The 4,762-nt window shown below is 75.1% G+C and carries 4 protein-coding genes; all 4 read right to left on the reverse strand.

Annotation, left to right across the window (positions count from 1 at the left end; all coding sequences use genetic code 11):
• The coding region (locus AXW62_RS38635) for a glycosyltransferase family 2 protein (RefSeq protein WP_060948457.1) at positions 1–802 on the reverse strand (802 nt) is incomplete at its 3' end.
• A gap of 398 nt (positions 803–1,200) precedes the next feature.
• On the reverse strand, positions 1,201–2,877 hold the full coding sequence (locus tag AXW62_RS38640; protein WP_060948455.1) for a carbamoyltransferase family protein: 1,677 nt from the start codon (positions 2,875–2,877) through the stop codon (positions 1,201–1,203).
• A 66-nt stretch (positions 2,878–2,943) separates the two neighbouring features.
• Complete coding sequence (locus AXW62_RS38645) at positions 2,944–3,915, reverse strand: NAD-dependent epimerase/dehydratase family protein (RefSeq protein WP_060948456.1); 972 nt, start codon at positions 3,913–3,915, stop codon at positions 2,944–2,946.
• Positions 3,916–4,013: 98 nt separating this feature from the next.
• Positions 4,014–4,762: MFS transporter (locus AXW62_RS38650; RefSeq protein WP_159061083.1), on the reverse strand; the 749-nt coding region annotated here is incomplete at its 5' end.

Consider the following 4,762-nt stretch of genomic DNA (forward strand, 5'->3'; position numbering starts at 1 on the left):
CCACGGCGCCGAGCAGGGCGGCGGCCCCGGCCGCGGTGACGGCCAGGTGGCGCGGCAGCCGGCCGCGCGGGGCGTCGGCCCTCGCCCACCAGCCGCGCCCGTGGACCTTGGCCATCAGCACGTCGTCCGCGTTCCCCGCCTGGGTGCGCACCGACACCCACCGGTCGGCGGGGCGCACCGGATGGACCGTACGGCGCGATCCCGCCGCCAGCCGCCACCCCGCGGCCATGATCCGCAGCGCCAGGTCGGCGTCCTCCCGGAAGGCCCGCGGGAACCGCTCGTCGAAACCGCCGACCGCCTCCAGAGCGGCCCGCCGGTACGCCATGTCGGCGGTGATCCAGCGGGCGGCGGCGAGCCCCGCGGTGGTGCGCTCCCAGTCGGTGGGCCTGCGGTCCGGTGGCAGCGGTACGGTGATCCGCGCCTGGACCCCGGCGGTGTCGGGGCCCACCGCCGCCAGATCGGCGGCGAGGTCGTCCGCCCAGGTGGGGCCGGGTACGACATCGTCGTCGAGGAAGACCGTCCACGGCTCGGGGGCGGCCCGCCACCCGATGTTGCGGGCGGCGGCGGGACCGGCGGAGCAGCCGGGCGCGATCTCCACCAGGGGGGCGAGTTCGGAGGGGATGTCGGCGGACAGCGCGGTGCAGTCGTCCAGCGGCCGGTCGTCGACGAGGACGATCCGCCGGGGCGCGGGGCCCTTGGCGTCGGCGAGCGCCTTGAGGGTCACCGAGAGACTGGGGCGGCCCAGTGTCGGGATGACCACGGCGTACTCGGGTGCGTCGGTCCGCTCTCCGGCTTCCGTCATTCCTGGCTCCTCCCTGGGCCCGTGACTCCGTGGGCCCGTGACTCCGTGGGCCGTTGGCTCCGTGGGCTGTTGACTCGCTCGGTCTGTGACTCCCTGAGCCGTTGACTCCCTGGGCGATTGGCTCGCTCGGCCGTTGACTCGCTCGGACCCGTGACATCCCTGACGCGTTGAGCCCCTGGGCCGTGGGCTCGCCCGGCCATGGGCTCGCTCGGCCCGTGACACCCTGACCTGACCCGCTGACTCCCTCGGCCCGTGACTCCCTGGGCCGTTGACTTCCTGGGCCATGGGCTCGCTCGGCCCGCGACTCCCTCCGCCCGTGGCCCGGCTCGGCCCTCGACTCCCTCCGCCCGGTGGCCCGGCTCCCTCCGCCCGTGGCGGGCCGTCGGCACGGCCCGCCGTCACATCGCCCCGTGCGCGGCGGTGTCCGGTCGGCCACCCGCGAAGAAGGCGCCGCGGCGGATCACGAACGGCCCGATCGCCAGCAGGTCGACGGGGGCCGAGCCGAAGCACTCCAGGGCATCGCGCGGATCGTCGACCATGGGCCTGCCGGAGGTGTTGAGGCTGGTGTTGACCACCACGGGCAGCCCGGTGCGCCGTTCGAACGCGCTCAGCAGGCGGGCCACCAGGGGTTCGGCGGCGGGGTCGACGGTCTGGATGCGGGCCGTGCCGTCCACGTGCACCACGGCCGGAATGCGGTCCCGCCAGCCCGGCGCGACCTCGTGCACGAAGAGCATGTACGGGCTGGGCAGGGGGCCGTCGAAGATCTCGGCCGCGCGCCCGGCGAGCACCATCGGGGCGACCGGCCGGAACTGTTCCCGCCCCTTGACGTCGTTGAGCCGCTCGACGTTTCCCGAACGGCCGGGGTGGGCGAGCAGCGAGCGGTGGCCCAGCGCCCGCGGTCCGTATTCGGAACGCCCCTGGAACCAGGCCACGATCGCGTCCTGGGCGAGCGCCTCGGCCACCGTCTCGGCGACGTCGGCCGGGCGTTCGTAGGGCACGGCAGCCGTCTTCAGCCATGCCTCTACTTCGGCGTCCGACCAGCGGCGCCCCAGGTCGGCGCCGGCCATCGGCTCGGGCCGGTCGCCGCCCCGCGCGGCGAGGTGGAGCGCGCCGCCGAGCGCGGTGCCCGCGTCCCCGGCGGCGGGCTGGACCCAGACCCGGCCGAACGGGCCCTCGCGGGCGATGCGGGAGTTGGCCACGCAGTTGAGCGCCACTCCCCCGGCCAGGGTCAGCGTCCGGTCGTGGGTGCGCCCGTGCAGCCAGCGGACCAGGTCCAGCAGCGTCTCCTCCAGACACGCCTGGGCGCTCGCGGCGAGGTCGGCGTGGCACCGCGACCACGCCTCACCGGGGCGCAGCGCGGGGCACAGCTCCGCCCAGGGCACGCCGGTGGCGTGGAAGCCGCCGTCGCCGGTGGCGTACACGTACCGCCGCAGTTCGCCGAGCATCCTGGGGGTGCCGTAGGAGGCGAGGGCCATCACCTTGTACTCGTCGCTGGAGCGCAGGAAGCCCAGGTGTTCGGTGAGTTCCTCGTAGACCAGCCCGAGGGAGTGGGGCAGTTCCTGGCCGTGGAGCGGCTCCAGCCGGTCGCCGACGCGGCGCGCCGCGAGATGGGAGGTGGCCTCGCCGCGTCCGTCCAGGACGAGGACGGAGCTGGTCCCGGCGCCGGGCGCGGCGAGCGCGGTGGAGGCGGCGTGGGCCATGTGGTGGGGGACGAACCGCACGGCGTCCGGGTCCAGGCCGGGCAGGGCGGTGCGCAGGAAGCCGGGGGCCTCGCGGGCATAGCCGAGCCGCAGGTGGTCCCAGGGGTCGTCCAGGCCCATGGAGGCGGCGGGGCGGGCGAGGGAGGGGTCGAAGGAGTAGGCGACGGCGTCCAGGTCCTCGGGGCGCAGCCCCGCCTGTTCCAGGCACCAGGCGGCCGCCTTCTCCGGGAGCTCCCAGGCGGAGAAGGGCACCGGCCGCTTGCCGTGTTTGCGCCGGGAGAACCGCTCCTCCTCGGCGGCGGCGACGGTGCGGCCGTCGATGACCAGGGCGGCGGCCGGGTCGTGGAAGAGGGCGTTGATGCCGAGGATGCGCATGGGCGTGACCTTTCGGCGGCCCGGGGCCGCGGCGGAAGGGGCGGCGGGGGGATGCTCCGGCGGATGTCAGGCGGCCTGGTGCCGGAACCAGTCGATGGTGCGGGTCAGCCCCTCGTCGACGGGGACGACCGGCGCCCACTGGAGCTTGCCGCGGGCGAGGGTGATGTCCGGGCAGCGGACGGCGGGGTCGTCGGTGGGACGGCCGATGTACTCGACGGTGGACCGGGACCCGGCCAGCTGGATGATCGTGCGGGCGAGATCCAGCATGGTGATCTCGTCCGCGTTGCCGATGTTGACCGGTCCGAGGAGGTCGGAGCCGGCCATGGCGAGGATGCCGCGCACGGTGTCGTCGATGTAGGCGAGGGAACGGGTCTGGGTGCCGTCGCCGGTGACCGTGAGGGGTTCACCGGCCAGCGCCTGCCGGATGAAGGTGGGCACGGCCCGCCCGTCGTGACCGCGCATCCGCGGGCCGTAGGTGTTGAACAGCCGCACGATGCCGGTGTCCGTGCCGTTCGTCCCGGCCTCGGCGGTGGTCAGGGCCTCGCCGAAGCGCTTGGCCTCGTCGTAGACGCTGCGCGGGCCGACCGGGTTGACATGGCCCCAGTAGCGCTCGTTCTGCGGATGCTGCTGCGGATCGCCGTACGCCTCCGAGGTGGAGGCCAGGATGAACCGCGCGTCGTGGCGGCGGGCCAGGGCCAGCGCGTTGCGGGTGCCGAGGCTGCCCGTCTCCAGGGTGTGCAGCGGCAGCCGCAGATAGTCGGCGGGAGAGGCGGGGGACGCGAAGTGCAGCACGAGGTCGGCGGGCCGCTTCACCTCGAACGGCTCGGTGACATCGGCACGCAGCAGGGTGAAACCGGGCCGGTCCATGAGGTGGGCGACGTTGTCCGGGGTTCCGGTGCAGAAGTCGTCCACACAGGTCACGGCCGCGCCCTGATCGAGCAGCGCCGTGCACAGATGCGAACCGACGAACCCGGCGCCACCGGTGACCACGGCGTGCGCCCAGGTGCGGACGGGGACGACGGAGTCGGACCGCTCCATGGCCACTCCCTTTCCTTCACGCGTACGGGCCCACCCCCAGTACCCGGGACGAAAGAAAGCAATCAGGGCATATCCCCCATTCTTCGCCGTGCCCGGGATCAACCGATGGGGGAAAGGTCCTCGGAGAGCACCGGTTTGGCGGCGCGGTCCACCGCCGCGGTTTCCACGGGCACGACGTCCCCGGGCGGCACGGGCACCTGGCGGGAGTCGGTGCGGGGGGAGTCGGTGCGGCGGGAGGCGGTGCGGCGGGCGTGCACCAGCGTGCCCGCGCCGATCACCGCCGCGATGATCAGCCCGCCGGCCACCAGGGCGCCGCGCGGCCCGGCCCACTCCATGAGCAGGCCCAGCAGGGGCGGGCCGGCCAGCCCCCAGGCCGTCTGGGCGGTGCGCCAGACGCCGAGCACCCGGCCGCGCATCCCGGGCGGCGGATCGGTCTGCAGCACCGTGGCACCGGCCGTGTCGGAGACCGACTCGACCACCGCCATCGGGGCGACCAGCACCAGCAGCGGGACCAGCCCCGGCGACAGCCCGGCCACCGCCTGGAGCAGCGCCCCGGCGGCGGCGAGCGCGCCGACCATCCGGACCGACGGCCGCCGCATCCGGCCCGCGAGGACCGCGCCCGCGATCCCGCCCACGGCCAGGACGGTCGCGACGGCCCCGAAGTCCTGGGAGCTGCCCGCCAGCGGACCGGTGACCAGGACCGCCAGGGTCAGTCCGTAGTTCCGCCCGAAGACGGCGCTCACCGCCGTGATCACGGTGAGGGCGACCAGACGCGGGCGCCCGGCGAAGAAGGCCAGCCCGTCCCGGGCGCCGGCGCCGGAGAACCGCCCGCCGCGGGGCGGGCGGG

The organism is Streptomyces hygroscopicus subsp. hygroscopicus, from assembly GCF_001553455.1.
Lineage (GTDB): Bacteria > Actinomycetota > Actinomycetes > Streptomycetales > Streptomycetaceae > Streptomyces > Streptomyces hygroscopicus.

Coding starts and splice junctions, on each gene's coding strand:
- AXW62_RS38640 (WP_060948455.1), bottom strand. CDS start 2,877: ATGCGCATCCTCGGCATCAACGCCCTCTTCCACGACCCGGCCGCCGCC.
- AXW62_RS38645 (WP_060948456.1), bottom strand. CDS start 3,915: ATGGAGCGGTCCGACTCCGTCGTCCCCGTCCGCACCTGGGCGCACGCC.